The organism is Variovorax sp. PMC12 (assembly GCF_003019815.1).
Taxonomy (GTDB): domain Bacteria; phylum Pseudomonadota; class Gammaproteobacteria; order Burkholderiales; family Burkholderiaceae_C; genus Variovorax.
The window spans coordinates 575817-599033 of record NZ_CP027774.1 but is presented as its reverse complement, the minus strand read 5'-3'; the positions used below and the strand labels follow the sequence as shown (position 1 = coordinate 599033).

The 23217-nt window shown below is 67.1% G+C and carries 19 protein-coding genes; 12 read left to right on the top strand and 7 right to left on the bottom strand.

Translation table 11 applies throughout. From position 1 onward, the window contains the following. Positions 1-31 precede the first annotated feature (31 nt). Complete coding sequence (locus C4F17_RS30220) at positions 32-748, top strand: MgtC/SapB family protein (RefSeq protein ID WP_106938113.1); 717 nt, start codon at positions 32-34, stop codon at positions 746-748. Between the two features lie 15 nt (positions 749-763). Here the strand turns inward: C4F17_RS30220 and C4F17_RS30215 are convergent, their stop codons facing one another. The 4 genes from C4F17_RS30215 to xdhC form a co-directional block, all read right to left on the bottom strand. Beyond that, positions 764-2206: an NAD-dependent succinate-semialdehyde dehydrogenase gene (locus C4F17_RS30215; RefSeq protein ID WP_081269345.1), complete on the bottom strand. Its 1443-nt coding sequence runs from the start codon at positions 2204-2206 to the stop codon at positions 764-766. Positions 2207-2368: 162 nt separating this feature from the next. Further along, positions 2369-3709, bottom strand: coding sequence for a glycerate kinase type-2 family protein (locus C4F17_RS30210; RefSeq protein ID WP_106938112.1), 1341 nt, complete (start codon positions 3707-3709; stop codon positions 2369-2371). Positions 3710-3781: 72 nt separating this feature from the next. Further along, positions 3782-4990: a urate hydroxylase PuuD gene (locus C4F17_RS30205; protein WP_081269343.1), complete on the bottom strand. Its 1209-nt coding sequence runs from the start codon at positions 4988-4990 to the stop codon at positions 3782-3784. 215 nt (positions 4991-5205) lie between these two features. Next, the gene (xdhC, locus tag C4F17_RS30200) at positions 5206-6015 is read right to left on the bottom strand and encodes a xanthine dehydrogenase accessory protein XdhC (protein WP_106938111.1); all 810 of its coding nucleotides are present in this window, start codon (positions 6013-6015) and stop codon (positions 5206-5208) included. 56 nt (positions 6016-6071) lie between these two features. On the opposite strand from xdhC, the gene C4F17_RS30195 reads away from it, so the two are divergent. Beyond that, on the top strand, positions 6072-6569 hold the full coding sequence (locus tag C4F17_RS30195) for a hypothetical protein (RefSeq protein ID WP_081269341.1): 498 nt from the start codon (positions 6072-6074) through the stop codon (positions 6567-6569). A 133-nt stretch (positions 6570-6702) separates the two neighbouring features. Here the strand turns inward: C4F17_RS30195 and uraH are convergent, their stop codons facing one another. Beyond that, positions 6703-7053 carry a hydroxyisourate hydrolase gene (gene uraH / locus C4F17_RS30190; protein WP_106938110.1) on the bottom strand — a complete coding sequence of 117 codons (351 nt, stop codon included), beginning with the start codon at positions 7051-7053 and terminating at the stop codon, positions 6703-6705. Positions 7054-7145: 92 nt separating this feature from the next. Here uraH and C4F17_RS30185 point away from each other — a divergent pair, with 92 nt between their 5' ends. The 4 genes from C4F17_RS30185 to C4F17_RS30170 are packed head-to-tail and all read left to right on the top strand — an operon-like array spanning position 7146 to position 11809. Then, positions 7146-7820, top strand: coding sequence for a GntR family transcriptional regulator (locus C4F17_RS30185; protein ID WP_106938109.1), 675 nt, complete (start codon positions 7146-7148; stop codon positions 7818-7820). A 7-nt stretch (positions 7821-7827) separates the two neighbouring features. Continuing rightward, entirely contained in the window at positions 7828-8790 is a 963-nt protein-coding gene (gene puuE, locus C4F17_RS30180) for an allantoinase PuuE (RefSeq protein WP_106938108.1), read from the top strand. Further along, entirely contained in the window at positions 8787-10565 is a 1779-nt protein-coding gene (gene uraD, locus C4F17_RS30175; RefSeq protein ID WP_106938107.1) for a 2-oxo-4-hydroxy-4-carboxy-5-ureidoimidazoline decarboxylase, read from the top strand. Before puuE ends, uraD begins: the two co-directional genes overlap by 4 nt. A gap of 17 nt (positions 10566-10582) precedes the next feature. Continuing rightward, complete coding sequence (locus tag C4F17_RS30170; protein WP_106938106.1) at positions 10583-11809, top strand: M20 family metallopeptidase; 1227 nt, start codon at positions 10583-10585, stop codon at positions 11807-11809. A 26-nt stretch (positions 11810-11835) separates the two neighbouring features. Here C4F17_RS30170 and C4F17_RS30165 read toward each other — a convergent pair whose 3' ends face one another. Further along, entirely contained in the window at positions 11836-13887 is a 2052-nt protein-coding gene (locus C4F17_RS30165; RefSeq protein ID WP_106938105.1) for a putative bifunctional diguanylate cyclase/phosphodiesterase, read from the bottom strand. A 187-nt stretch (positions 13888-14074) separates the two neighbouring features. Here C4F17_RS30165 and C4F17_RS30160 point away from each other — a divergent pair, with 187 nt between their 5' ends. Then, complete coding sequence (locus C4F17_RS30160; protein ID WP_106938104.1) at positions 14075-15769, top strand: S-layer protein; 1695 nt, start codon at positions 14075-14077, stop codon at positions 15767-15769. A 1241-nt stretch (positions 15770-17010) separates the two neighbouring features. On the opposite strand, the gene C4F17_RS33025 is transcribed toward C4F17_RS30160, so the two are convergent. Then, on the bottom strand, positions 17011-17517 hold the full coding sequence (locus C4F17_RS33025) for a hypothetical protein (protein ID WP_234383032.1): 507 nt from the start codon (positions 17515-17517) through the stop codon (positions 17011-17013). A 235-nt stretch (positions 17518-17752) separates the two neighbouring features. On the opposite strand from C4F17_RS33025, the gene C4F17_RS30155 reads away from it, so the two are divergent. From C4F17_RS30155 to C4F17_RS30135, 5 genes are all read left to right on the top strand, one after another. After that, positions 17753-19099, top strand: coding sequence for a C4-dicarboxylate transporter DctA (locus C4F17_RS30155; protein WP_106938103.1), 1347 nt, complete (start codon positions 17753-17755; stop codon positions 19097-19099). A gap of 9 nt (positions 19100-19108) precedes the next feature. Beyond that, positions 19109-19813: a GntR family transcriptional regulator gene (locus tag C4F17_RS30150; RefSeq protein ID WP_106938513.1), complete on the top strand. Its 705-nt coding sequence runs from the start codon at positions 19109-19111 to the stop codon at positions 19811-19813. A gap of 161 nt (positions 19814-19974) precedes the next feature. Further along, on the top strand, positions 19975-21102 hold the full coding sequence (locus tag C4F17_RS30145; protein WP_081269332.1) for an AI-2E family transporter: 1128 nt from the start codon (positions 19975-19977) through the stop codon (positions 21100-21102). A 132-nt stretch (positions 21103-21234) separates the two neighbouring features. Further along, positions 21235-21672 carry a DUF2141 domain-containing protein gene (locus C4F17_RS30140; protein WP_106938102.1) on the top strand — a complete coding sequence of 146 codons (438 nt, stop codon included), beginning with the start codon at positions 21235-21237 and terminating at the stop codon, positions 21670-21672. 10 nt (positions 21673-21682) lie between these two features. After that, positions 21683-23179 (top strand): carotenoid oxygenase family protein, encoded by a 1497-nt coding sequence (locus tag C4F17_RS30135; RefSeq protein WP_106938101.1) that lies wholly within the window; start codon positions 21683-21685, stop codon positions 23177-23179. Positions 23180-23217: the final 38 nt, after the last annotated feature.

The window sequence follows — 23217 nt, the reverse complement described above, 5'->3', positions numbered from 1 at the left end:
GCATCAGAACAAACAACAAGGAGAACTCTCGATGCAAGCTATTCAAAACATCAACCTGAACTCGCTGCTCGACACCTTCGTCAGCGTCGCGGCCGCCTTCATCCTCGGCTCGGTGATCGGCCTGGAGCGCCAGATACGCCAGCGCACGGCCGGCCTGCGCACCAACACGCTGGTGGCCGTGGGAGCGGCGGTGTTCGTCGACATGGCCTACCGGCTCGACGGCAGCGGCGGCGCGGTGCGGGTGGTGGCTTATGTGGTGTCGGGCATCGGCTTCCTGGGTGCCGGCGCGATCATGAAGGAAGGCGCCAACGTCACGGGGCTCAACACGGCGGCAACGCTGTGGGGGTCGGCGGCGGTGGGCGCCTGCGCGGGGGCGGACCTGCTGGGCGAAGCGCTGATCGCGGCGCTGTTCGTGCTGGCCAGCAACACGCTGCTGCGGCCGGTGGTGAACCGCATCAACCGGCAGCCGATCAGCGAGGGCGCGAGCGAAGCGACCTATGTAGTGCGCGTGATCTGCACGCGCGCGGCGCGGCCCGAGGTGATGGACCAGTTGCTGCTGCTGCTCGAGGCCGCGAACTATCCGGTGCGCGATGTCGACCAGCACCCCTTCGGGCCGGCCGACACCGAGATCGGCGCGACGCTCTATGCGACGGCGGTCGAGCCCGCGGAGCTCGACCGTGTCATCGAGGATCTCGAAGCCCTCGACGGCGTGCAGCAAGCCTTCTGGAATGCCGCCGCCGAAGAGTGACCGGCAAGCGCCGGCTCAGACGCCGAGGATCGAAACCGCCTTGGTGTTCAGGTAGGCCTCGAGCGCTTCCGGGCCGCCTTCCGAACCGTAGCCCGAATCCTTCACGCCGCCGAACGGCATTTCCGGCGACGGGGTGGCGGGCTGGTTGATCCACAGCATGCCCAGCTCGAGCTTCTGGCTCAGCAGGTGCGCGCTCTTGATCGACTTGGTGAAGGCGTAGCCGGCCAGGCCGAACGGCAGGCGGTTCGATTCGGCGATCGCTTCCTCGAGCGTGTCGAAGCCGCGGATGGCGGCGATGGGGCCGAAGGGTTCATTGTTGAACACGTCGGCATCCAGCGGCACGTCAGTCAGCACGGTCGGCGCGAAGAAGTTGCCGGTGTCGCCCACGCGTTCGCCGCCGGCGGCCACGGTGGCGCCCTTCTTGCGGGCATCTTCCAGCACATGGGCCATGGCCGTGAGGCGGCGGGCATTGGCCAGAGGGCCGATGGTCGTGCCTTCCGCCAGGCCGTCGCCGAGCTTCAGGCCTTCGGTGTACTTGACCAGCGTGCGGGCGAACTCTTCGCGCAGGCTGTTGTGCACCAGGAAGCGGGTCGGCGAGATGCAGACCTGGCCGGCATTGCGGAACTTGGCGGCACCGGCGGCCTTGACGGCCAGCGCCACGTCTGCGTCCTCGGCCACGATCACCGGGGCGTGGCCGCCCAGTTCCATGGTCACGCGCTTCATGTGCGCACCGGCCAGCGCGGCCAGCTGCTTGCCGACCGGGGTGGAACCGGTGAAGGTGACCTTGCGGATGATCGGATGGGCGATCAGGTAGTTCGAGATTTCGGCGGGGTTGCCGAACACCAGGCCCACCACGCCGGGCGGGATGCCGGCATCGACGAAGGCCTGCAGCAGCGCGGCGGGCGACGCCGGGGTTTCTTCAGGTGCCTTCACCAGGAACGAGCAGCCGGTGGCGAGCGCGGCACCGAGCTTGCGCACGATCTGGTTGATCGGGAAGTTCCACGGCGTGAACGCGGCGACGGGGCCCAGCGGCTCCTTCAGCACGAGCTGCTGCGCGGCCAGGTTGCGCGAGGGCACGATGCGGCCATACACGCGGCGGCCTTCGTCGGCGAACCATTCGATGATGTCGGCGGCGGCCAGGGTTTCGCCCTTGGCTTCGACCAGCGGCTTGCCCTGCTCCTGGGTGAGAAGCTTGGCGATTTCAGGGGCGCGTTCGCGGATCAGGCCGGCGGCGCGGCGCATGACGGCGGCGCGCTCGTTCGCGGGCGTGTTGCGCCAGGCCTCGAAGCCGCGCTGCGCGGCAGCCAGGGCACGGTCGAGGTCGGCGATGCCGGCATGCGCCACCTTGCCGATGGCCTTGCCGGTGGCGGGATTCAGCACGTCGAGTGTCTTGCCGTCGGCGGCGTCGACCCATTGGCCGTCGATCAGCAGGCGGGTGTCGGTGTAGGTAGCGGTCATGACGAACTTTTCCTTCGGGGACTGGATGATGAAAAGGGGAAATCGGGTCTGTGCGACGCGGCACCCCGAAGGGTGCGCTGGCGACGACGGCAGCAACGGCCGCCGGAACGCGTAGATTAACCCGAGTTCACAAAGCCCGCCCGCGCCGGGCGAACAGCCCCGTTACAACACCAGCAGCGCGCGGAAGTCGTTGACGTTGGTGTGCGATGGCCCGGTGATCAGCAGGTCGCCGATGGCGCCGAAGTAGGTGTAGGCGTCGTTGCGGTCCATGTGGTCCGACAGCTTCATGCCCTTGGCGGCCGCGCGCGCCAGCGTGTCGGGCGTGACGAAGGTGCCGGCGTTGTCTTCCATGCCGTCGATGCCGTCGGTGTCGCCCGCCAGCGCCCAGACGCCCGGCTGGCCCATGAGCGCGCCGGCCAGGCCCATGCAGAATTCGCCGCCGCGCCCGCCCCGGCCCTTGGCCTGGCCGGGCTTGCGGGGCCGGATCGTCACCGTGGTCTCGCCACCCGACAGGATGACGCAGGGCCTGGCGAAGGGCTCGCCGCGAAGCGCCACCGCGCGCGCAAGCGCGGCATGCACCTTGCCGACCTCGCGCGACTCGCCTTCCATTTCGTCGCTGAGGATGTGCGCCTCGAGGCCGGCGGCGCGCACCACCCGGGCGGCCGCTTCGAGCGACTGCTGGGGCGTGGCGATCACATGCGTCTGGTGGCCCTCGAACACCGGATCGTTCGGCTTGGGCGTTTCGAGCGCACCGCTTTCGAGCTGCGCGCGCACCGGCGCGGGCACGTCGATGGCGTAGCGCTCGAGGATGGCGAGTGCGTCGGCACAGGTGGTGGCGTCGGGCACGGTCGGTCCGCTGGCGATGATGGCCGGGTCGTCGCCGGGCACGTCGCTGATGGTGAGGGTGACGACACGCGCAGGCGCGCAGGCCGCGGCCAGCCGGCCGCCCTTGATGCGGGAGAGGTGCTTGCGCACGCAGTTCATCTCGCCGATGCTCGCGCCGCTCTCGAGCAGCTGCGTGTTGATGCGCTGCTTGTCGGCCAGCGTCAGGCCTTCGGCCGGCAGCACCAGCAGCGACGAGCCGCCACCCGAGATCAGGCACAGCACCAGGTCATCGGCCGTGAGGCCCTTGGTGAGCGCGAGGATGCGCTCGGCCGCCCGCAGGCCGGCCTCGTCAGGCACCGGGTGCGCGGCCTCGACCAGTTCGATGCGCTGCGGCACGCCCTCGGGCCGCGGCGGGATATGGTCGTAGCGCGTGACGACCAGCCCCGACAGCGGCGCGTCGGCCGGCCACAGGGCTTCGAGCGCCTGCACCATCGAGCCGCCCGCCTTGCCGCAGCCCAGCACCAGCGTGCGGCCCTTGGGCGGCGGCGGCAGATGGGGGCCGAGCGTGGACAACGGCAGCGCGCGGTCCACCGCCACGCGGTAGAGATGTTCGAGAAAGGCGCGCGGGTCTTTGCGTGGATCGGGGGCGGGGGCCAAGGACGGATTCGAAGCGGTCATTGCGGTTTGTCTCCAGACCGGCAATTGTGCTGCGGACCAGGCCCCGCCCCTGCCGGTCAGTTTTTTCGATGCCTAGTTGGTCGTCTTCGCGCCGGCCTGGAACCACCGGCTGATGAGCGCGCGTTCCTCGTCGGTGATGCCGGTCGCGTTGTTCATCGGCATGATCTTGGTCACCACCACCTGCTGGTAGATGGCCTGCGCGTGCGCGGCCACCTGCTCGGGGGAGTCGACCCGCACGTTCTTCATCTGCACGGCAGGGCCGTGGCACATGAAGCAGCGCTGCTCCAGCACCTTCTGCACGTCGGAGAAAGGCACGGCGGGCGCCGCGGCGGAGACGACCGGCGCAGCCACCGGCTCCGGCTTCATCCAGACGATGGTCAGGCCCAGCACCACGATGCCGACCATGGCATAGGGCAGCGGGTTGCCCGCATTGCCCAGCTTGAAGCGGTGGCGCACCACGAAGAACTGGCGAATCGCCGCGCCGCCCAGCATGATGAGCAGCAGCACGATCCAGTTGTACTTGTGCGTGTAGGTGAAGCTGTAGTGGTTGCTCAGCATCGCGAACAGCACCGGCAGCGTGAAGTAGGTGTTGTGCACGCTGCGCTGCTTGCCGCGCTGGCCGTGCACCGGGTCCACCGGCTTGCCTTCGCGCAGAGCCGCCACGTTCTTGCGCTGGCCGGGAATGATCCAGAAGAACACGTTGCCGCTCATGGTCGTGGCCATCATAGCGCCCACCAGCAGGAAGGCCGCGCGGCCCGCGAACCAGTGGCACGCCAGCCAGGTCGCGAAGGCGATGAAGATGGCGATCAGCACGCCGACGATGGTGTCGCCGTGCTTGCGGCGTCCGAAGATCTGGCAGATGCCGTCGTAGACCATCCAGAACACGACGAAGAAGGCCAGCGCCACGGCAATGGCGGCACCGGGCTGCCAGTCCATCTTCGACTTGTCGATGAGATAGGTGCTCGCGTTCCACAGGTACGACATGGTGAACAGCGAGAAACCCGTGATCCAGGTCGAATAGCTCTCCCAGTACGACCAGTGCAGGTGGTCCGGCAGCTTCTTGGGCGCCAGCGCGTACTTCTGCATGTTGTAGAAGCCGCCGCCGTGCACCGCCCACTGTTCACCGCCCACGCCCTTGTCGAGCGATTCCTGGTCTTGCGGCTTCTCGAGGCTGTTGTCCAGCATCACGAAGTAGAAGGAGGCGCCGATCCAGGCGATGGCAGTGATGACGTGGACCCAGCGCAGCAGCAGGTTGGCCCAGTCGAGGTAGTAGCTTTCCATGTGCTCTCTCTCAACCCTGTGCGCGCGTGGGGACGCCGCAAAGGGGTTTCAGCCTGCTCACCACCGCGGGCGCTGTAAGCAGAGAAAGTGCCGCGAACGCAGGCTCCATGGAATGGGCCTCGCTCCGCTGCGGCTTGTTGTCGACCGAAAGTGTATACAGTTTTGGCAAAGGGCGGGATGCTTTTTTTGGGGCGCCACCGCCGGGAAAACCCTGTTCAGTCCAGCGATTGCAACAACTGTGCCGCCACCGCCACGGCGATCACCTCGGGCTCCTTGCCGGTGATGCCGGGCACGCCGATGGGGCAGGTGATGCGGGCCAGCTCTTGCGCCGTGAAGCCGCGCGCTTCGAGCCGGTGGCTGAAGGTGGCCCACTTGGTCTTGCTGCCGATCAGGCCGATGTAAGGCAGGTCGTCGCGCTCGCGCAGGCGCTTGAGGCAGGCGATGACGATGTCAAGGTCTTCGGCATGGCTGAAGCTCATGATCAGCACGCGGCTGCCCGGCGCGATCGCTGCCACGGCGTCCTGCACCGGCTCGGAATGCTCGGTGTCGATCTGCGCGGGGAGTTCGTCCGGGAACACGCCGTCGCGGCTGTCGATCCAGCGCACCGAAAACGGCAGTGCGGCCAGCAGGCGCGCCAGGGCGGCGCCGACGTGCCCGCCGCCGAACAGCGCCACGGGCTTGAGCTGCGCGACCAGTTCGCGCTGCAGCACGGGCGCATCGGCCGCGGTGATTCGCCGGTACGACAGGAACATCACGCCGCCGCAGCACTGCCCCAGGCTGGGACCCAGCGGGTAGCGCTGGATGCCTTCGAACGGCGCGCGCAGGCCCGCGAGCAACTCGCGCGCTTCTTTCGTGGCCTGGAATTCAAGCTGGCCGCCGCCGATGGTGGCCGTGAGCCCGTCGGCCCACACCGCCATCCAGGTGCCGGCCTCGCGCGGCGCCGAGCCCTGCGTGGACTCGACGCGCACCAGCACGCCGTCTTCCTGGCGAAGACGCGCCAGCAATTGGTCGACCGCACCGCTCATGGTGATTGATACCTCCGGTTGCCCGGCCCGTGGAGAGTCACGGTATAAACCCGGCGATGAATCGCCAGCTTACGCCCCGACGCCTCGCGCTCGCAGCCTCCCTTCTTTCGGCCCTCTGGCTCGCCGGCTGCGGCTCCACCGGGTCGGTGCCCGGCCAGTTGAGCGGCGCCAGCGGCGACGTGGGTTCCGGCCCCGTGCCGCGCGCATCGAACGCGGCCAGCGCGCGCGACTACCGCCGCGACGCCGCGCGCCACATCTACGACGCCAACCGCTCGCGCATCTACAAGGGCCAGTTGCCGCCGGTGCTCTATGCCGTGGGCACGCTGGAAGTGAACCTCGACACGGGCGGCAAGGTGCGTTCGATGCGCTGGCTGCGCGCGCCCAAGCACGCGCCGGAGGTGATCGCCGAGATCGAGCGCACGGTGCTCAAGGCCTCGCCCTTCCCGCCGGCCACCCGCCTGGGCACCGTCACATGGACGGACACCTGGCTGTGGGACGAAAGCGGCCGCTTTCAACTCGACACCTTGACCGAAGGCCAGCAGCAAGGGGATTGACGATCCGTCGGATCGGGGAAAACGCCGGACATTCGCGTGGGGGTCGCCGCGCACGGCCGCCCGAAGCGGCCGGCCCGCCCCCGGTAGGGGGTAGGAGAAGCGACACGAAGTGCGCGGAGCCTGGGGGCGAGCATCAGGAGCCGCGGTACGTGGAGTAGCTCCACGGGCTCACGAGCAGGGGCACGTGGTAGTGCTGGTCGGTGTGCGCCACGCCGAAGTCCAGCGACACCTTGTTCAGGAAATTGGGCTCCGGCAGCTTGACGCCGCGGGCCTTGAAGTAGCCCGCCACGTCGAACACCAGCCGGTAAGTGCCGGCCTTCAACGAGTTGTTGTCGTACAGCGGCCCGTCGCTGCGGCCGTCCGAATTCAGCGTGAAGCGCTTGACCAGCGTGGCGGCGTCGCCGTCGGTGGTGTACAGCACCACCTCCATGCCCGCTGCGGGGCCGCCATGCATCGTGTCCAGTACGTGAGTGCTCAGGCCCATGGGGCGCTCCTTGAAAGTCCGAAGGTTGGATCGGTGGGTGCGGGATATTCCGGTGGACAAAAGTGTATACAGTTCGCGGCTTTGGGTCTATCATGAAAAACATGGAGTCCTCCACCACCCGTTCGATCGTCGATGCGCTCACCAAGGCCATCGTCGAGCACCGGCTTCAGCCCGGCACCAAGCTGGCCGAGCAGAAGCTGGCCGATCACTTCGGCGTGTCGCGCACGCTGGTGCGGCAGGCCCTGTTCCAGCTGTCGCAGAACAAGCTCATCCGCCTGGAGCCCGCGCGGGGCGCCTTCGTGGCCGCGCCCGCCGTCGACGAAGCCAAGCAGGTGTTCGCCGTGCGCCGCATGCTCGAGGCCGAGATGACGCGCGAGTTCGTGCGCACCGTCACGCCCGCCAAGATCAAGGCGCTGAAGGAGCATGTGGCGCTCGAGAAATCCGCGGTATCGGGCGAAGACATCTCCGGGCGCACCGAGCTGCTCGGCGACTTCCACGTGCGCATGGCCGAGCTCATGGGCAACCAAGTGCTGGCGCAGATCCTCGGCGAGCTGATCTCGCGCTGCGCCCTCATCACGCTGATGTACCAGAGCACCAGCGCGGCCGAGCACTCCAACGACGAGCACGCCGACATCGTGAAGGCACTGGCCTCGCGCGATGAGGAACGGGCCGTGCGCCTCATGACCGAACACCTCGAGCACGTCGAGGCCAACCTGACCTTCGACCGCAAGGTCCCGACCAACGACATCTCGCTGGCGCTGTCCTGAAAAGCCTATGACCGTCTACGACTCCACCCTGCCCTACCCCCGCGACCTCGTCGGCTACGGCCGCAACCCGCCCCACGCGCAGTGGCCCGGCGGCGCGCGCGTCGCGGTGCAGTTCGTGCTGAACTACGAAGAAGGCGGCGAGAACGCCACACTGCACGGCGACGCGGGCTCCGAGCAATTCCTCTCCGAGATGTTCAACCCGGCGAGCTTTCCCGACCGGCACATCAGCATGGAGGGCATCTACGAATACGGCTCGCGCGCCGGCGTCTGGCGCATCCTGCGCGAGTTCGAGAAGCGCGGCCTGCCGCTCACCGTGTTCGGCGTGGGCATGGCGCTCGAGCGCTACCCGGAGCTGACGGCCGCCTTCAAGGAACTGGGCCATGAAATCGCCTGCCACGGCTGGCGCTGGATCCACTACCAGAACCTCGACGAAGCCACCGAGCGCGAACACATGCGCCTGGGCATGGAAGCCATCGAGAAGCTCACCGGCGAACGCGCCCTGGGCTGGTACACCGGCCGCGACAGCCCGCGCACGCGCCGCCTCGTGGCCGACTACGGCGGCTTCGAGTACGACAGCGACTACTACGGCGACGACCTGCCCTTCTGGATGAAAGTGCGCAAGACCGACGGCACGGTGGTGCCGCAGCTCATCGTGCCCTACACGCTCGACTGCAACGACATGCGCTTCGCGCTGCCGCAGGGCTACTCGCATGCCGATCCGTTCTTCCAGTACATGAAGGACACCTTCGACGCGCTCTACGCCGAGGGCGACCCCGCCGGCGACAACAGCCCGAAGATGATGAGCATCGGCATGCACTGCCGCCTGCTCGGTCGGCCCGGGCGCATCACCGCGCTTCAGCGCTTCCTGGACCACATCGCACGGCACGACAAGGTGTGGGTCTGCCGCCGCGTCGACATCGCGCGCCATTGGAAGCAGGCGCACCCCTTCGAAGCAGGAGCCGCATCGTGAGCCTCACCATCGCCCAACTCAATGCCGCGGTGCCGGCCGCAGCCGTCGCGCTGCTCGACGGCATCTACGAGCATTCGCCCTGGATCGCGCAGCGCGCGCTGGCCGCCCGCCCCTTCCGCTCGCTCGCGCACCTCAAGCATGCGCTGGTGCGCGCGCTGGCCGAATCGTCGGCCGACGAACAGATCGGCCTGATCCGCGCCCACCCGGAGCTGGCGGGCAAGGCCATGGTCAGCAAGACGCTGACGGCCGAGTCGACCAACGAGCAGAGCAAGGCCGGCCTGACCGACTGCACGCCCGAGGAGTTCGCGAAGATCCAGCAGCTCAACGCCGACTACAACGCCAAGTTCGGCTTCCCGTTCATCCTGGCCGTGCGCGGACCGCGCGGCACCGGGCTGGCCAAGCGCGAGATCATCGAGACCTTCGAGCGCCGGCTGCACAACCACCCGTCGTTCGAACTGGGCGAGGCGCTGCGCAACATCCACCGCATCGCCGAGATCCGCCTGAACGACAAGTTTGCCGCCGACGTCACGCTCGGCAACGACGTGTGGGACTGGCAGGAGCAGCTCTCGGTGCACACCGACCCCGGCTACGCCGAGAAGGGCCAGCTCACCGTCACCTACCTGACCGACGCGCACCGCGCCTGCGCCGCGCAGATCAGCGCGCTGATGCGCGACGTGGGTTTCGATTCGGTGCACATCGATGCCGTAGGCAACGTGGTGGGCCGCTATGAAGGTACGACGCCCGACGCAAAGACGCTGCTCACCGGCTCGCACTACGACACCGTGCGCAACGGCGGCAAGTACGACGGCCGCCTCGGCATCTTCGTGCCGATCGCCTGCGTTCGCGAACTCAAGCGGCAGAACAAGCGCCTGCCCTTCGCCTTCGAGGTGGTGGGCTTCGCCGAAGAGGAGGGCCAGCGCTACAAGGCGACCTTCCTGGGCTCGGGCGCGCTCATCGGCCACTTCGACCCGCGCTGGCTCGACCAGAAGGACGCCGACGGCGTCACCATGCGCGAAGCCATGCAGCACGCGGGCCTGAAGCAGGAAGACATCCCGAAGATCCAGCGCGACCCGGCGCGCTACCTCGGCTTCGTCGAGGTGCACATCGAACAGGGCCCGGTGCTCACCGAGCTCGACCTGCCGCTGGGCATCGTCACCTCCATCAACGGCAGCGTGCGCTACGTGGGCGAGGTCATCGGCATGGCCAGCCACGCCGGCACCACGCCCATGGACCGCCGCCGAGACGCCGCGGCCGCCGTGGCCGAGCTGATCCTCTACACCGAGCAGCGCGCCGCCAAAGATGGCGACTCGGTCGGCACCGTCGGCATGCTCGAAGTGCCGAGCGGCTCCATCAACGTGGTGCCGGGCCGCTGCAAGTTCAGCCTCGACCTGCGCGCGCCCAACAACGAACAGCGCGATGCATTGGCCACCAACGTGGTCAACGCGCTGAAAGACATCTGCGAGCGACGCGGCGTGCGCTTCGAGCTCGAAGAGACGATGCGCGCCGCCGCCGCCCCCAGCGCGCCGGCCTGGCAGCAGCGTTGGGAAAAGGCGGTCGACGCACTCGGCATTCCGCTCTTTCGCATGCCCAGCGGCGCCGGCCACGACGCCATGAAGCTGCACGAGGTGATGCCGCAGGCCATGCTCTTCGTGCGCGGCATCAACTCGGGCATCAGCCACAACCCGCTCGAATCGAGCACCAACGACGACATCCAGCTCGCGGTGCAAGCCTTCCAGCTGCTGCTGGACAACCTGGCCGCCGAACAAGCCCACTGATTCACAGAAGAACAACCATGACCGACTACGCAAAGCTCGACGCCTGGATCGACGCCCACTTCGACGAGGAAGTGAAGTTCCTGCAGCAACTGGTGCAGGTGCCCACCGACACGCCGCCGGGCAACAACGCGCCGCACGCCGACCGCACCGCCGAGCTGCTGAAGGACTTCGGCCTCGACGCCGAGAAGCACGCCGTGCCCGCGCAGGACGTGAAGGACTACGGCCTCGAATCGATCACCAACCTGATCGTGCGCCGCAAGTACGGCAACGACGGCCTGACGGTCGCGCTCAATGCCCACGGCGACGTGGTGCCCCCGGGCGAAGGCTGGACGCACGACCCGTACGGCGGCGAGATCGTCGACGGCAGCCTCTACGGCCGCGCCGCCGCCGTCAGCAAGAGCGATTTCGCGAGCTTCACCTTCGCGCTGCGCGCGCTCGAAGCCGTCGCCAGGCCCGCCAAGGGCAGCGTCGAGCTGCACTTCACCTACGACGAGGAATTCGGCGGCATCCTCGGCCCGGGCTGGCTGCTCGACAAGGGCCTGACCAAGCCCGACCTGATGATCGCGGCCGGCTTCAGCTACGAGGTGGTCACCGCCCACAACGGCTGCCTGCAGATGGAAGTGACGGTGCACGGCAAGATGGCCCACGCCGCCGTGCCGGCCACCGGCATCGACGCGCTGCAGGGCGCGGTGAAGATCCTCAACGCGCTGTATGCGCAGAACACGCTCTACCAGCAGGTCACGTCGAAGGTCGAGGGCATCACGCACCCGTACCTGAACGTAGGCCGCATCGAAGGCGGCACCAACACCAACGTCGTGCCCGGCAAGGTGGTGTTCAAGCTCGACCGCCGCATGATCCCCGAGGAGAACCCGGCCGAGGTCGAAGCCACCATCCGCAAGGTGATCGCCGATGCCGCGGCCGAGAGCGCCGGCATCACGGTCGAGATCAAGCGACTGCTGCTGGCCAACTCGATGAAGCCGCTGGCCGGCAACAAGCCGCTGGTCGACGCCATCCAGAAGCACGGCCAGGACGTGTTCGGCGAGCCGATCAAGGCCATGGGTACGCCGCTGTACACCGACGTGCGCCTGTACGTCGAGGCCGGCATTCCGGGCGTGATCTACGGGGCCGGGCCGCGCACCGTGCTCGAGTCGCACGCCAAGCGCAGCGACGAGCGCGTGGTGCTCGAAGACCTGCGCCGCGCCACCAAGGTGATCGCACGCACGCTCAGCGACCTGCTGGCCTGAGCGCTCCGGGCGCGCGGCCTGCCTGCTCAGGCCGGCCTGGCGCCCGACATGGGGGAGATCACCGCGGCCGCCCTGGTCCGGGCCTCGGCCCACGCCGTCATGTTGGGCAGGGGCGCCGGCCGTGCCAGGTGGTAGCCCTGCACCAGCGTGCAGCCCAGCGTGCGCAGGACATCGAGTTCTTCCTGCGTTTCCACGCCCTCGGCCACGACCTGGATGTTCAGCGAGCGGCCCAGCTGCACGATGGAATCGACCAGCACCACGTTGCCCGGCGACGCCGCCAGCCCCAGGATGAAGCTGCGGTCGATCTTGACCTGCCGCACGTATTCGCTGCGCAGCGATGCCAGCGATGAATAGCCCACGCCGAAGTCGTCCACCACGATCGCCACGCCGGCGGCCGACAGGGCGCTGAGGCGGCTGCGCGTCGCGTGGGTGTCGAGCGCCACCTCTTCGGTGATCTCGATCTGCAGCCGTGTCGGCGCGATGCCGCGCGTCTTCAGCATGCCGAGCACGATGTCGTCGACCGCGAGCTGCGCCATCTCGCGCGGCGACACGTTGATGGCGATCGGCACGTTCGCCAGCACCGAGCCCGAGGCCTCGAGCTGGCGCATCGCCCGGCAGACCTCGTCGACCAGGTGGCGCAGCAGCGGCTCCGCGACGCCGGTGTTGGCGGCGGCGAAGATCACTTCCTCCGGCGCGATGTGGCCGTGGCGCGGATGGTGCCAGCGCATCAGCGCCTCCAGGCTGTGGATGTGCTTGCCGTCGCAGCCCATGATCGGCTGGTACCACACGCCGATGGCGCGCGCTTCGATGGCGTTGAGCAGGTCGCGCTCCACGTCCCTGCGCGTGCCCAGCCGCAGGTTGAGGGGGGCGTCGAAGAACTGGTAGCGGTTGCGCCCGGTGCGCTTGGCCTCGTAGAGCGCCTCGTCGGCAAAGCTGATCATGTCGGCGATTTCGGCGTCGCCCGACACCGAGATGCCGATGCTCACGCCCAGGTGGCCGCCGTAGTGCGCGGTGGCGAACGATATCGAGCGGATCAGCGCCTGCGCGATGGCGGCGGGCGCCTGGCGGGTGCCCTGGAGGCTGTAGAGCACCGCGAACTCGTCGCCGCCCCAGCGGCTCAGCACCGCGCGCAGGTCGGTGAGCTCGCGCTGCAGCCAGCCGGCCACGTCCTGCAGCACGCGGTCGCCGACCTTGTGGCCGAAGGCGTCGTTGACCGCCTTGAAGCCGTCCAGGTCGAGCAGCAACAGGCAGTGCTGCTGGCCGCGGGACGAGACGATGTGCAGCGTCGCCGCCTCGGTGAAGCCTTCGCGGTTGAGCAGCCCGGTCAGCGAGTCGTGCGAGGCGCGGAACGAGAGCTGCTGCGTCGCGTCCATCGACAGCGCATGCACCTGGCGCAGCTGCTCCGCCATCGCGGTGGCCTCGTTGCGCAGCCGGCTGCCCTCGCGGAAGGTGCGTTCGCTGTGCACCGCGCTGCGCACCAGCGCCCCGAGGTACAGCAGCACCATCGCGGCCAGGCTCAAGTTGTCGAAGCCGCCCCAGTACACCAGGCACCCCGCCACCGACAGCAACGCCGGCGTGATGAAGCTGATCGGCACGAACGCGAAGGCCGTGCCGTAGGTCACGGAGCCCGCGCAGATGCCGCACACCACCGTCAGATAGAACACCGCCTGCGGCGATGAGTAGCCGTTGCACAGCAGCGGAATGAGCGCCCAGACCAGGCCCGAGACCCCGGCCAGCACCGCGGCCAGCCGCAGGTGCCATTCGACAGGTCGCCCCTTGGGCGAGGTCGCCACGCTGCCGTCCAGCAGCACGCCGCGCGACAGCGCGAACGGCCAGCGGCTGACATAGCTGCGCAGCCCGTTCACCGCGAGCGACAGCATCAGCCAGCACAGCCCCTCGAACGCGCGGCCGGAGTTGAGTGCCACCAGGGTCGCGGTGAAGCTCAGCACGATGTTGATCGGAATCGCGGCGAGCACGCTGCGGCGCACCATCACCAGCTGGTCGGCCCGCACCATGCGCGAGAGCAACTCAGCATCGACGGAAGCGGTGAGCGTGGGGAGAGGCGCGCTGAGATTCATGGAAGGGGTCGAGTTTATAGAGCGCGAACGACCGTGCGGCCAGCGAAGGCCTTGTTCTCGCGAATTTGGGGTGCGGGAACAACGAACTTTCGTTTCTCTTTCATCGAGGCGTCATGGCTGCCTCCGAGACTCCGTAGCCCTTTTTGGGTCCACGTGTTCAACACGCCTGTCATCTTTTCAGAACGCCATGTCCTACCGTTTTTCGATTGCTCCCCCCTTCCGCCGCACGCTCTTTTCCACCCTCGCCATTGGCACGCTGATGCTGGCCGGCTGCGGCGGCGGCTCCGATGCTCCGGGTTTCGTGCCGCTGCCGACGGCCACCGCGCCGGCTCCGGCGCCCTCCCCCGCCCCTGCACCGGCCCCAGCCCCGGCAGCCGGCCCCACGGGCCGCTGGACCATCGGCGACCTGCACATCCACACGATGCAGTCGGACGACGCACAGCAGGTCAACAAGCTCGACCAGGTCCTCGCCCAGGCATTCGACCGCTTCGGGCTCGACTGGGCTGCGCTGTCCGACCACTTGCGCATGTCTTCCTACGACAACGACGGCAACAAGCTGGCGACGGCGATCCCGTTCTCGGAGGGCATGGCCAAGTACCAGGTGCCGCGCATCAAGGCATTGCAGGCCGCAGGCAAGTACGCGGACAAGACGATCTTCGCGTCCTTCGAGTGGGACATGCCCTCGCACGACCACGGCAACGTCGGGCTGCTGACGGACAACCCGATGTCGGCCACGGCACTGAAGGCCGCGAACCAGTTCGAGTACCTCTTCACCAACCGCCCCGCCTCGGCCTTCGCGCCGGAAGACGTGGCGGCCTGGGGTCCGAAGGCCGGCACCGGCTACAACACCCACGCGGAGACGCTGGCCGCCATCGCGTGGCTGAAGAGCAACTACCCCGACACCAGCTACCTGCAGATCAACCATCCGTCGCGCAATCCCGGCAAATACACGATCGCGCAGCTGCGTGAAATGAACGACCTCGCGCCGAACATCGTGTTCTCGCTCGAAGGCATGGTCGGCAACCAGATGGAGCCCGACCGCGGCGGCTATACCAGCGACTACATTCCGGCCAATCTGCCATCGCGCGTCTACGGCGGTGTCGACTACCTCGTCGCCAAGCTCGGCGGCACCTGGGACGCGCTGCTGTCCGAAGGCCGCCACATCTGGAACGTGGCGGATTCCGACTACCACTTCACGATCTCCCAGGGCCAGTACAGCAGCGGCTACGCGCCGGGCGAATACGCCAAGAACCACCTGTGGGGCGACATCAAGGACCCGAAGTCGCTGCTCGCGGCCATGCGCTCGGGCAAGCTCTTCGCGGTGAACGGCGACCTCATCAACGCGCTCGACTTCAAGGTGCAGAGCGCCAAGGGCGCTGGCGAGATGGGCTCCGAAGTGGCGGCCAAGGCCGGCGAAGATTTGAAGATCACCATCCGCTTCAAGAGCCCCGAGCGCAACAACTTCGAATACCAGCTCGGCAGCGGCGTCTTCGCCAACGTGAAGCCGGCGGTCGACCACATCGACCTGATCGCCGGCGACGTGACCGGGCTGGAGAAGCCGGGCACGCCGGGCTACTCGCGCGACACCAACACGTCGACCCGCGTGCTCAAGCGCTTCACCCGCAACGACTGGAAGCTGGACGCCGACGGCTATTTCGCCGTGAGCTACACCGTGAAAGCCGGCAACAACCAGTACTTCCGCCTGCGCGGCACCAACCTGGGCACCGACGTGCCGGGCGAGACGGCCGCAGGCGAACCGCTGCCCGACGCCAAGGTGGTGGTGACCGACAACGTCGCGCGCTTCAACGCCATCAATGCACGCAACTACGCGGATCTGTGGTTCTACTCGAACCCGGTGTTCGTGAAGGTGGCGGCGCAGTAGGCATGGCGAATGCGCCCCGGGCTCCCCTGGGGCGCTTTGGCACTGCAGGCGTGGGAGCTTCAGTTGCCGTCAATGTTTGACGGATGCGGTCTGCGTGACGCAGCAGGCAACGTCGTCAATCCGTCGGGCAGTTGGCAGTCCTATGATTCAGCGACCGGGCAGGCCTACGGCTCGCAGTCACCGACCCGGACGGTGGCTGGTTGGTGACATGACCTATGACCCCGGCCTGAGGGTTGCAGCAAATGGGTACGCCCTCCAAGAAGCATCGCCCAGAGCCCCCCGCCTAGAACTGATGAACTTCATCTTTCAGGGCACTGGTGGAGCGAGGTCACCCTACGTTTTCGACACCACCGGTATGTTGTACGGGCCAAGCCAAACGCCAGATCACCTCAGTGCGCAACAGCTTTGTGTGCGGTGGGCATGTCTCCAAATGGCTTGCATAAACAACCGGATTACATTCCGGCTCAAGGAAATTTCTACGTACCCTCCGGCAGATTTGCAATTAATTTATATGACGGATCGAGTTACTGGCAGGATATGTAGGGCGAACTTGTTGCAACTACAAGAGAAATAGGCATTGGCACTCCCAGACTATTCAGTCTCGCCGCCACCTATCGCGCGTCAAGGCAAAAAAGTTAATTTCAGATGGAAAAAATGGAAGACGCCTTTGAGCGGAATGTAAAAAGAAGTCTGGCTAAAACCAGGGGTCAGATATATCAAGAGCTGCCACTCAGGCAGAAAGCAGTTTATTGGATTTTTGTAATTTCTATTTTTGTGACTATTGGGGTGTTCGTATTTTCTGACTATTTCTTTGAGCGACTCTAGCGTCGGCATTTTTCTGAACAAAATGATCGATGCCTGGGCTCGTCTCGCACGCCGTCGCGTTGGGCCGATGCGTTCGTGCAGCGCACCGCCGTTGCGATGCTCGTGTTTCGAGCTCCGCCCGCGCCGATAGCGGTCAAGAGTCAGGTTCCTTTGTTCATCTACATACCTTCGAGTGCAACAGGGCCCGCACAACCCGAGCGGTCGATACTCGTCGAGTTGCGCCGCGATGCCAAGACAACGGACGCGCGGATGTTCGTCACCGAAGAGGTACTGAATCGACTGGAGCCGCGAATCAAGCGAATGAGGCAACCGAACGACGCGCCCGATCTAACGTGCCGCTCCTGAACTTCCTGATCGCAGGACCCGCAGCACTTTCTCGTGGTGAGTCGAGCGCCCTATCGAGCAGAGATCCTGAATCAGCCGAGCGATCGGCGCGCCGATGCCAGCTTGTCGAGATGACGACGGGTACGCCAATTCGTCCAGGCCAGAAGAGCGACCAAACAGGTCGCAGCTGCCAGTGCCAGCCCGACGAAGAATCTGTTGCCAGCCTGAAATTTTCCGAGCGCTCGAGCAGAGTCCGTATATGAGCAAGCTACATTGCCAGCTTGAGCCAATTCGAACAACGTCTCGTCCATGCGCAGCACGTCGATCTCAGTTTCAAGCGGCAAGCGCTTCAGCTCGGATACACAGGCCCAGAGACGCAATCGCTCATCGCGACCGTTGATTCGCATCAGCAAGTACTCATAGCTTGAATAGCGGCTGTGCTTTGTCTCGAAACCGACCAGCGTCCCCTTTTCACTTGTAAGTTTTTCCGGACGAGGGACGTCCTGCTGCCAGACAGTCATGCTCGCAATACCCCCAAATGCCAGGAGCAGCAGGGCGACTGTCGAAGCTCCCTTGATGTTTCCAATACCGGTTTGCACAAGAGGCATTGTGCGCTGCATCGAGCGAAGCTGGCCTGCCAAGCCGAGGCACCGCACCGCTGAATTCGAGGGTTGCGGCGGCAACCGACCGCCCGTGCCCGAAGCGCGACACGCCAGCAACACCCCTCCCGGGATAACCCTCTGACCCTCCTAAAGTCTTCTTGCCTACATTTCTTGTATGCAAGAAAAGGCATTATTTGCATGCAAAACCTCGACAAGACAGACAGGAGACTCCATGCCTCGCTTCGCCAAATCGCTTTTCGGTCAGGTGGTCATCGCGCTGGTTCTTGGCGTGCTCGCGGGGCTCCTTGCCCCGGAGTACGCCGTCAAGCTCAAGCCGCTGGGTGACGGGTTCATCAAGCTGATCAAGATGATCATCCCGGTGCTGGTGTTCTGCGTGGTGGTGCATGGCATTGCCGGCGCGGGAGACCTCAAGCGCGTGGGCCGGGTGGGCGTGAAGTCGCTCATCTACTTCGAAGTGCTGACCACCATCGCGCTGGCGATGGGCCTGGTGCTGGCTTTCGTGTTCCAGCCGGGCGCCGGCATGAACGTCGACCCGTCGAAACTCGACCCGGCCGCCATGAGCGCCTACGCCTCGAACGCCGACAAGCTCACGAGCGGCGGCACGGTCGAGTTCCTGATGAAGCTCATTCCGACCACGGTGGTCAACGCCTTCGCCACCGGCGACGTGCTGCAGGTGCTGCTGTTCGCGGTGCTGTTCGGATGCGCGCTCACGCTGCTGGGCGATCGCGGCAAGCCGGTGGCGGTGGTAGTCGATGCGCTCTCGCTGGTGCTGTTCAAGATCATGGGAATCATCATCAAGCTGGCGCCGCTGGGCGTGCTGGGTGCCATCGCGTTCACGGTGGGACAGTACGGCATCGGCTCGCTCAAGCAGCTCGGCATGCTGGTGGCTCTTTTCTACGGCGCAGTGCTGGTCTTCGTGTTCGTGGTGCTCGGGCTGGTGATGCGCATGTCTGGCTTCAGCCTGATCAAGCTGCTGCGCTACCTGCGCGAAGAGCTCACCATCGTGTTCGCCACCACCTCGTCGGACAGCGTGCTGCCGCAGGTCATGGCCAAGCTGCGCCGCATGGGCATCCGCGATTCGACGGTCGGGCTGGTGATTCCCACCGGCTATTCGTTCAACCTCGATGCCTTCTCGATCTATATCACGCTGGCCGCGGTGTTCATCGCGCAGGCCACCAACACGCCGATCTCGATGGCCGACCTGATGACGATCCTGGCAATTGCGTTGGTCACGTCGAAGGGCGCGCACGGCGTGCCAGGCTCGGCCATCGTGGTGCTGGCCGCCACGCTGCATGCGATCCCGGCCATTCCCGCCATCGGCCTGGTGCTGGTGCTGTCGGTGGACTGGTTCATGGGCATTGCCCGCGCGCTGGGCAACCTGATCGGCAACTGCGTGGCAACGGTGGCCATCGCGGCCTGGGAAGGCGACATCGACCGCGAACGCGCGCACGCGGTGCTCGACGGCAACTACGCCCCCGAAGCCCTGGATGGCGAGCCGCTGGCAGAGGCCGCGCCCGTGGCAAACACAGGCACCGCCACCACCACCCCCGCACACTGAGTGAGCCACATGCCCACCGACGTCAGCCCCACCGCCATCGCCGAGCGCGTGGTCGAGGCCATCCTCGCGCAGAAGCTCGCGCCGGGCGAGCGGCTGGGCGAGCAGGCTCTGGCCGAAAACTTCTCGGTGAGCCGCACCATGGTGCGCGAGGCGCTGATGCAGCTGCAGGCGCGCGGCTTCGTCGAGGTGCAGTCGCGCCGCGGCTGGTATGTGGTGGAGCCTTCGGCCGAAGAGGCGCGCGACGCCTTCTCGGCACGCCGCATCGTCGAGGCCGGCATCCTGGCCGCGAGCGAGGGCCGCCCATTGGGCAAGGTGATCCGGAAACTGCGCGACCACATCGCCGACGAGCAGCGCGCCATCGAAGGCGCCGACGCTGCCACCCGCGCCTTCCTGCTGGCCGACTTCCACGTGTGCCTGGCCGAGCAGATGGGACATCAGTTGCTGGTCGACGTGCTGCGCGACCTCACGGCGCGTACCACCCTTGCGGCCACGCTCTACCAGTCGAAGCACGAGGCGGGGCAGTCGTGCGCGGAGCATGGCGCGATCGTCGCGGCGCTCGAAGCGGGCGATACGGACCAGGCGCGCCGCTTGATGCTCGACCACATCGGCAATGTCGAGCGGGCGCTGGAAGTCGACGCTGCGGCGGAGCCGGATGCGACGAGCAGGCTGAAGGCTACGCTGGCCCCCGTAGCATTGCCGCGCGCCAGGCGCTGAAGCTGTGTACTAGCACCGGCGACTGCTATCGGTTCGATAGCAGCGATCCCCAGCCGCGCAGCGACTCCCGGCAGTTTCCCCTATGAATCCCCTCGGCCGATACGAGGGCGCGCCCGCTGACACAGGTGCGGGTTCCGGCTCGGCTACAGTCCGAGACACTTATGAACTCACCCCAACTCCAGCGCGGCGTGTTCCTCGCCCTTCTCGCCGCTGTCACCGCTGCCTTCATCTGGGTGCTGCTGCCGTTTTTCGGCGCGGTGCTCTGGGGCGTGGCACTGGCGATCCTGTTCACGCCGCTGTTCCGCTGGCTGCTCAGGAAGATGCCAGGCAAGCTCAACGCCGCCGCCTTGCTGACGCTGGCCATCTGCTTGTTCATCGTGATTCTTCCGCTGGCCATGGTCGGCGTGTCGCTGGTGCAGGAAGTGGCGCTGGTCACGCAGAACATCCGCTCGGGGCAGATCAACTTCGCGGCCTACTTCCAGCAGATCCTGGACGCCTCGCCGCAGTGGCTGCTGAACCTGGTCGAACGCTTCAACCTCGGCGACATGGCGGCGTGGCAGGCGCGCATCTCGGCCGCCGCCGGCCAGGCGAGCCAGATCATCGCGAGCCAGGCGCTGGCCATCGGCCAGAACACCTTCGACTTCGTGGTCAGCTTCTTCGTCATGCTGTACCTGCTGTACTTCCTGCTGCGCGACGGCGCGGCACTATCCAAGCGCATGCGCGACGCCGTGCCGCTGGCCAAGCCCCACACGCACTACCTGCTGAACAAGTTCACCACCGTCATCCGCGCGACCGTCAAGGGCAACGTGGCCGTGGCCATCGCGCAGGGCACGCTCGGCGGGCTGGCCTTCTGGTTCCTCGGCGTGCAGGGTGCGCTGCTGTGGGCGGTGCTGATGGCCTTCCTGTCGCTGCTGCCGGCGGTGGGCGCCGCGCTGATCTGGGGCCCGGTGGCCATCTACTTCCTGGCCACGGGGCATTTCTGGCAGGGCGGCGTGCTGATCTTCGTGGGCGTGTTCGTGATCGGCCTGGTCGACAACATCCTGCGCCCGCTGCTGGTGGGCAAGGACACGCAGATGCCCGACTACATCGTGTTGATGTCGACCATCGGCGGCATGGCGCTCTTCGGCATCAACGGCTTCGTGATCGGGCCGGTGATCGCGGCGCTGTTCATGGCGGCGTGGAGCCTGTTCGCGGACTCGGGGCATGTGGGAACGGGGCACGACGAGCCGGCCGAAGGCACACAGGCCGTCCAAACCACCCAAGACACCGAACACAAGAAGCGGAGCTGAGGCGCGGGCTCACCCGCTCCATGCCGCGCCGCGCGCATTTCGCGCACGCTGTGCGGCATTCCGTCGCATGGCGCTGGGCACCGCGCGGGGCCTGAGAGATCGTCGGGGCCTCAACTTCCGACGAGGCCCCTCATGCAACTTCCCGCCCTCCTGTCCCGCCCGATCGTGCGCGCACTTTGCGCCGCCGCCATCCTCGTGCCCGCCGGCGCACTGGCCGCCGACCTCAGCCTGGGCGTCGCCGACGGCCCGGCGGCCGACGCGACGCTCTACGTCGCGCTGTACAGCGACGCCGCCGGCTACGCCGACAGCAAGCCGGTGGCTTCGCAGACCACGCCGATGCGCGAGGGCAAGGCCCGGCTCGTGTTCCCGGGCCTTGCCCCGGGGCGCTACGCGCTGCGCGCATTTGCCGACGAGAACGGCAACGGCAAGCTCGACACCAACCTCATGGGCATGCCGACGGAACGCTACGGCTTCTCGAACGACGCCAAGGGCAACCGCGCGGCACCCGACTTCGAGGCGGCAGCGATCCGCGTCGACGCCGACCTGCAGACCGTCATTCATCTGCGCTGAGGTGCCCGCCATGGAACGACGCGAACTCCTGCGCCTGCTGGCATCGGCCGGCGCCCTGCCCCTCCTCGCGCCATTGGCGCGCGCCGCCGGCACCGACAGCTGGCAGGCCCAGTTCGAGGCCGACGGGGCGCCCTGGAAGATCGGCTTTGCCACGCCCCCGGACGACCTGCCGCTCGCCCGCGCCACGGTGCGCGGGCGCTTTCCCGATGCGGTTGCGGGCACGCTGTTTCGCATCGGCCCGGCCGGCCACGACATGGGCGGTGAGCGCTATCACCACTGGTTCGACGGCGACGGCATGGTGCATCGTTTCGTGATCGATGGGACCGACGTGCGCCACCAGGGCCGCTACGTTGCCACGCCCAAGCGCGTCGCCGAGGCGCGGGCCGGCCGTCGCCTGTACGAGGCCTTCGGCACCATGCCGCCGGGCGGGGAGCCGCCGACGTCGCCCGACAGCATCAACGTCGCCAACACCAGCGTGCTGCCGCTGCAGGGCGAAGTGCTGGCGCTGTGGGAGGGCGGCTCGGCCACGCGCATCGACGCGCGCACGCTGGACACGCTGGGTGTGAAGACCTGGCGCGCCGACCTCGCGGGCATGCCGTTCTCGGCGCATCCCAAGGTGGACCCGGACGGCACGGTGTGGAACTTCGGCGTCAGCTCCGGCCAGGGCCTGCTGGCGCTGTACGAGATCGCGCCCGAAGGCTCGCTGCGCCGCGCTGCCGTGGTGCCGGTCGCCGACATGCCGATGGTCCACGACTTCGCGGTGACCGAGCGGCATCTCGTGTTCCTGTTGCCGCCGCTGGTGTACGACGGCAAGCGCAAGGATGCCGGCGCGACCTTTCTCGATGCCCACGTCTGGCGCCCCGAACTGGGCATGCGCGCGCTGGTCGTCGACAAGCGGGATTGGGAACGGCGGCAGATGCTCGAGCTGCCGGCCGGCTTCCTCTTCCACGTGGGCAATGCCTGGGAGGAAGACACGCCGCGCGGCACGCTGATCCACGTCGACTACGTGCGCTCGGACAACGCCGACTCGGTGTTCACCACCAACCGCGAGGTGATGCGCGCGCGCCGCGTGCGAGGCCCCGATCCGCACCTGACCGTGGCCACCCTGAACCTGGGCACCGGCAAGGCCACGCAGGCGGCGCTGGCGCAGGAGGCCGAGTTCCCGCGCGTCGACCCGCGCCGCGTCGGCCTGCGCCACCGCCAGGTGGTGCACGCCACGCAGATCCGGCCCGACCTGCCGGGCTTCGGCGCAGTCGCGCGCACCAACGTCGAGACCGGCGGCAGCCAGCGCTTCAGCTACGGCGCGCAGGCCATGGTGGAAGAACATGTCTTCGTACCGGATGGCTCGAAGCCGGGCTGGGTGCTGGGCACGGTGCTCGACTTCGGTCGGCGCAAGACGGTGCTGTCGTGCTTCGCGGCCGATCACCTGGCGGCGGGTCCGGTGGCGCAGGCGACGCTGCCTTATGCGCTTCCGCTGGGCCTTCACGGGGTCTTCGTGCAGGCTTGAGGAGGGCACTGTTAAGGGCTCGCTCACGCCGATGGGGG

Bases quoted from the DNA above. Each gene is read 5' to 3' on its own strand.
- C4F17_RS30220 (WP_106938113.1), top strand. From the start codon at position 32: ATGCAAGCTATTCAAAACATCAACCTGAACTCGCTGCTCGACACCTTC.
- C4F17_RS30215 (WP_081269345.1), bottom strand. From the start codon at position 2,206: ATGACCGCTACCTACACCGACACCCGCCTGCTGATCGACGGCCAATGG.
- C4F17_RS30210 (WP_106938112.1), bottom strand. From the start codon at position 3,709: ATGACCGCTTCGAATCCGTCCTTGGCCCCCGCCCCCGATCCACGCAAA.
- C4F17_RS30205 (WP_081269343.1), bottom strand. From the start codon at position 4,990: ATGGAAAGCTACTACCTCGACTGGGCCAACCTGCTGCTGCGCTGGGTC.
- xdhC (WP_106938111.1), bottom strand. From the start codon at position 6,015: ATGAGCGGTGCGGTCGACCAATTGCTGGCGCGTCTTCGCCAGGAAGAC.
- C4F17_RS30195 (WP_081269341.1), top strand. From the start codon at position 6,072: ATGAATCGCCAGCTTACGCCCCGACGCCTCGCGCTCGCAGCCTCCCTT.
- uraH (WP_106938110.1), bottom strand. From the start codon at position 7,053: ATGGGCCTGAGCACTCACGTACTGGACACGATGCATGGCGGCCCCGCA.
- C4F17_RS30185 (WP_106938109.1), top strand. From the start codon at position 7,146: ATGAAAAACATGGAGTCCTCCACCACCCGTTCGATCGTCGATGCGCTC.
- puuE (WP_106938108.1), top strand. From the start codon at position 7,828: ATGACCGTCTACGACTCCACCCTGCCCTACCCCCGCGACCTCGTCGGC.
- C4F17_RS30170 (WP_106938106.1), top strand. From the start codon at position 10,583: ATGACCGACTACGCAAAGCTCGACGCCTGGATCGACGCCCACTTCGAC.
- C4F17_RS30165 (WP_106938105.1), bottom strand. From the start codon at position 13,887: ATGAATCTCAGCGCGCCTCTCCCCACGCTCACCGCTTCCGTCGATGCT.
- C4F17_RS30160 (WP_106938104.1), top strand. From the start codon at position 14,075: ATGTCCTACCGTTTTTCGATTGCTCCCCCCTTCCGCCGCACGCTCTTT.
- C4F17_RS30155 (WP_106938103.1), top strand. From the start codon at position 17,753: ATGCCTCGCTTCGCCAAATCGCTTTTCGGTCAGGTGGTCATCGCGCTG.
- C4F17_RS30150 (WP_106938513.1), top strand. From the start codon at position 19,109: ATGCCCACCGACGTCAGCCCCACCGCCATCGCCGAGCGCGTGGTCGAG.
- C4F17_RS30145 (WP_081269332.1), top strand. From the start codon at position 19,975: ATGAACTCACCCCAACTCCAGCGCGGCGTGTTCCTCGCCCTTCTCGCC.
- C4F17_RS30140 (WP_106938102.1), top strand. From the start codon at position 21,235: ATGCAACTTCCCGCCCTCCTGTCCCGCCCGATCGTGCGCGCACTTTGC.
- C4F17_RS30135 (WP_106938101.1), top strand. From the start codon at position 21,683: ATGGAACGACGCGAACTCCTGCGCCTGCTGGCATCGGCCGGCGCCCTG.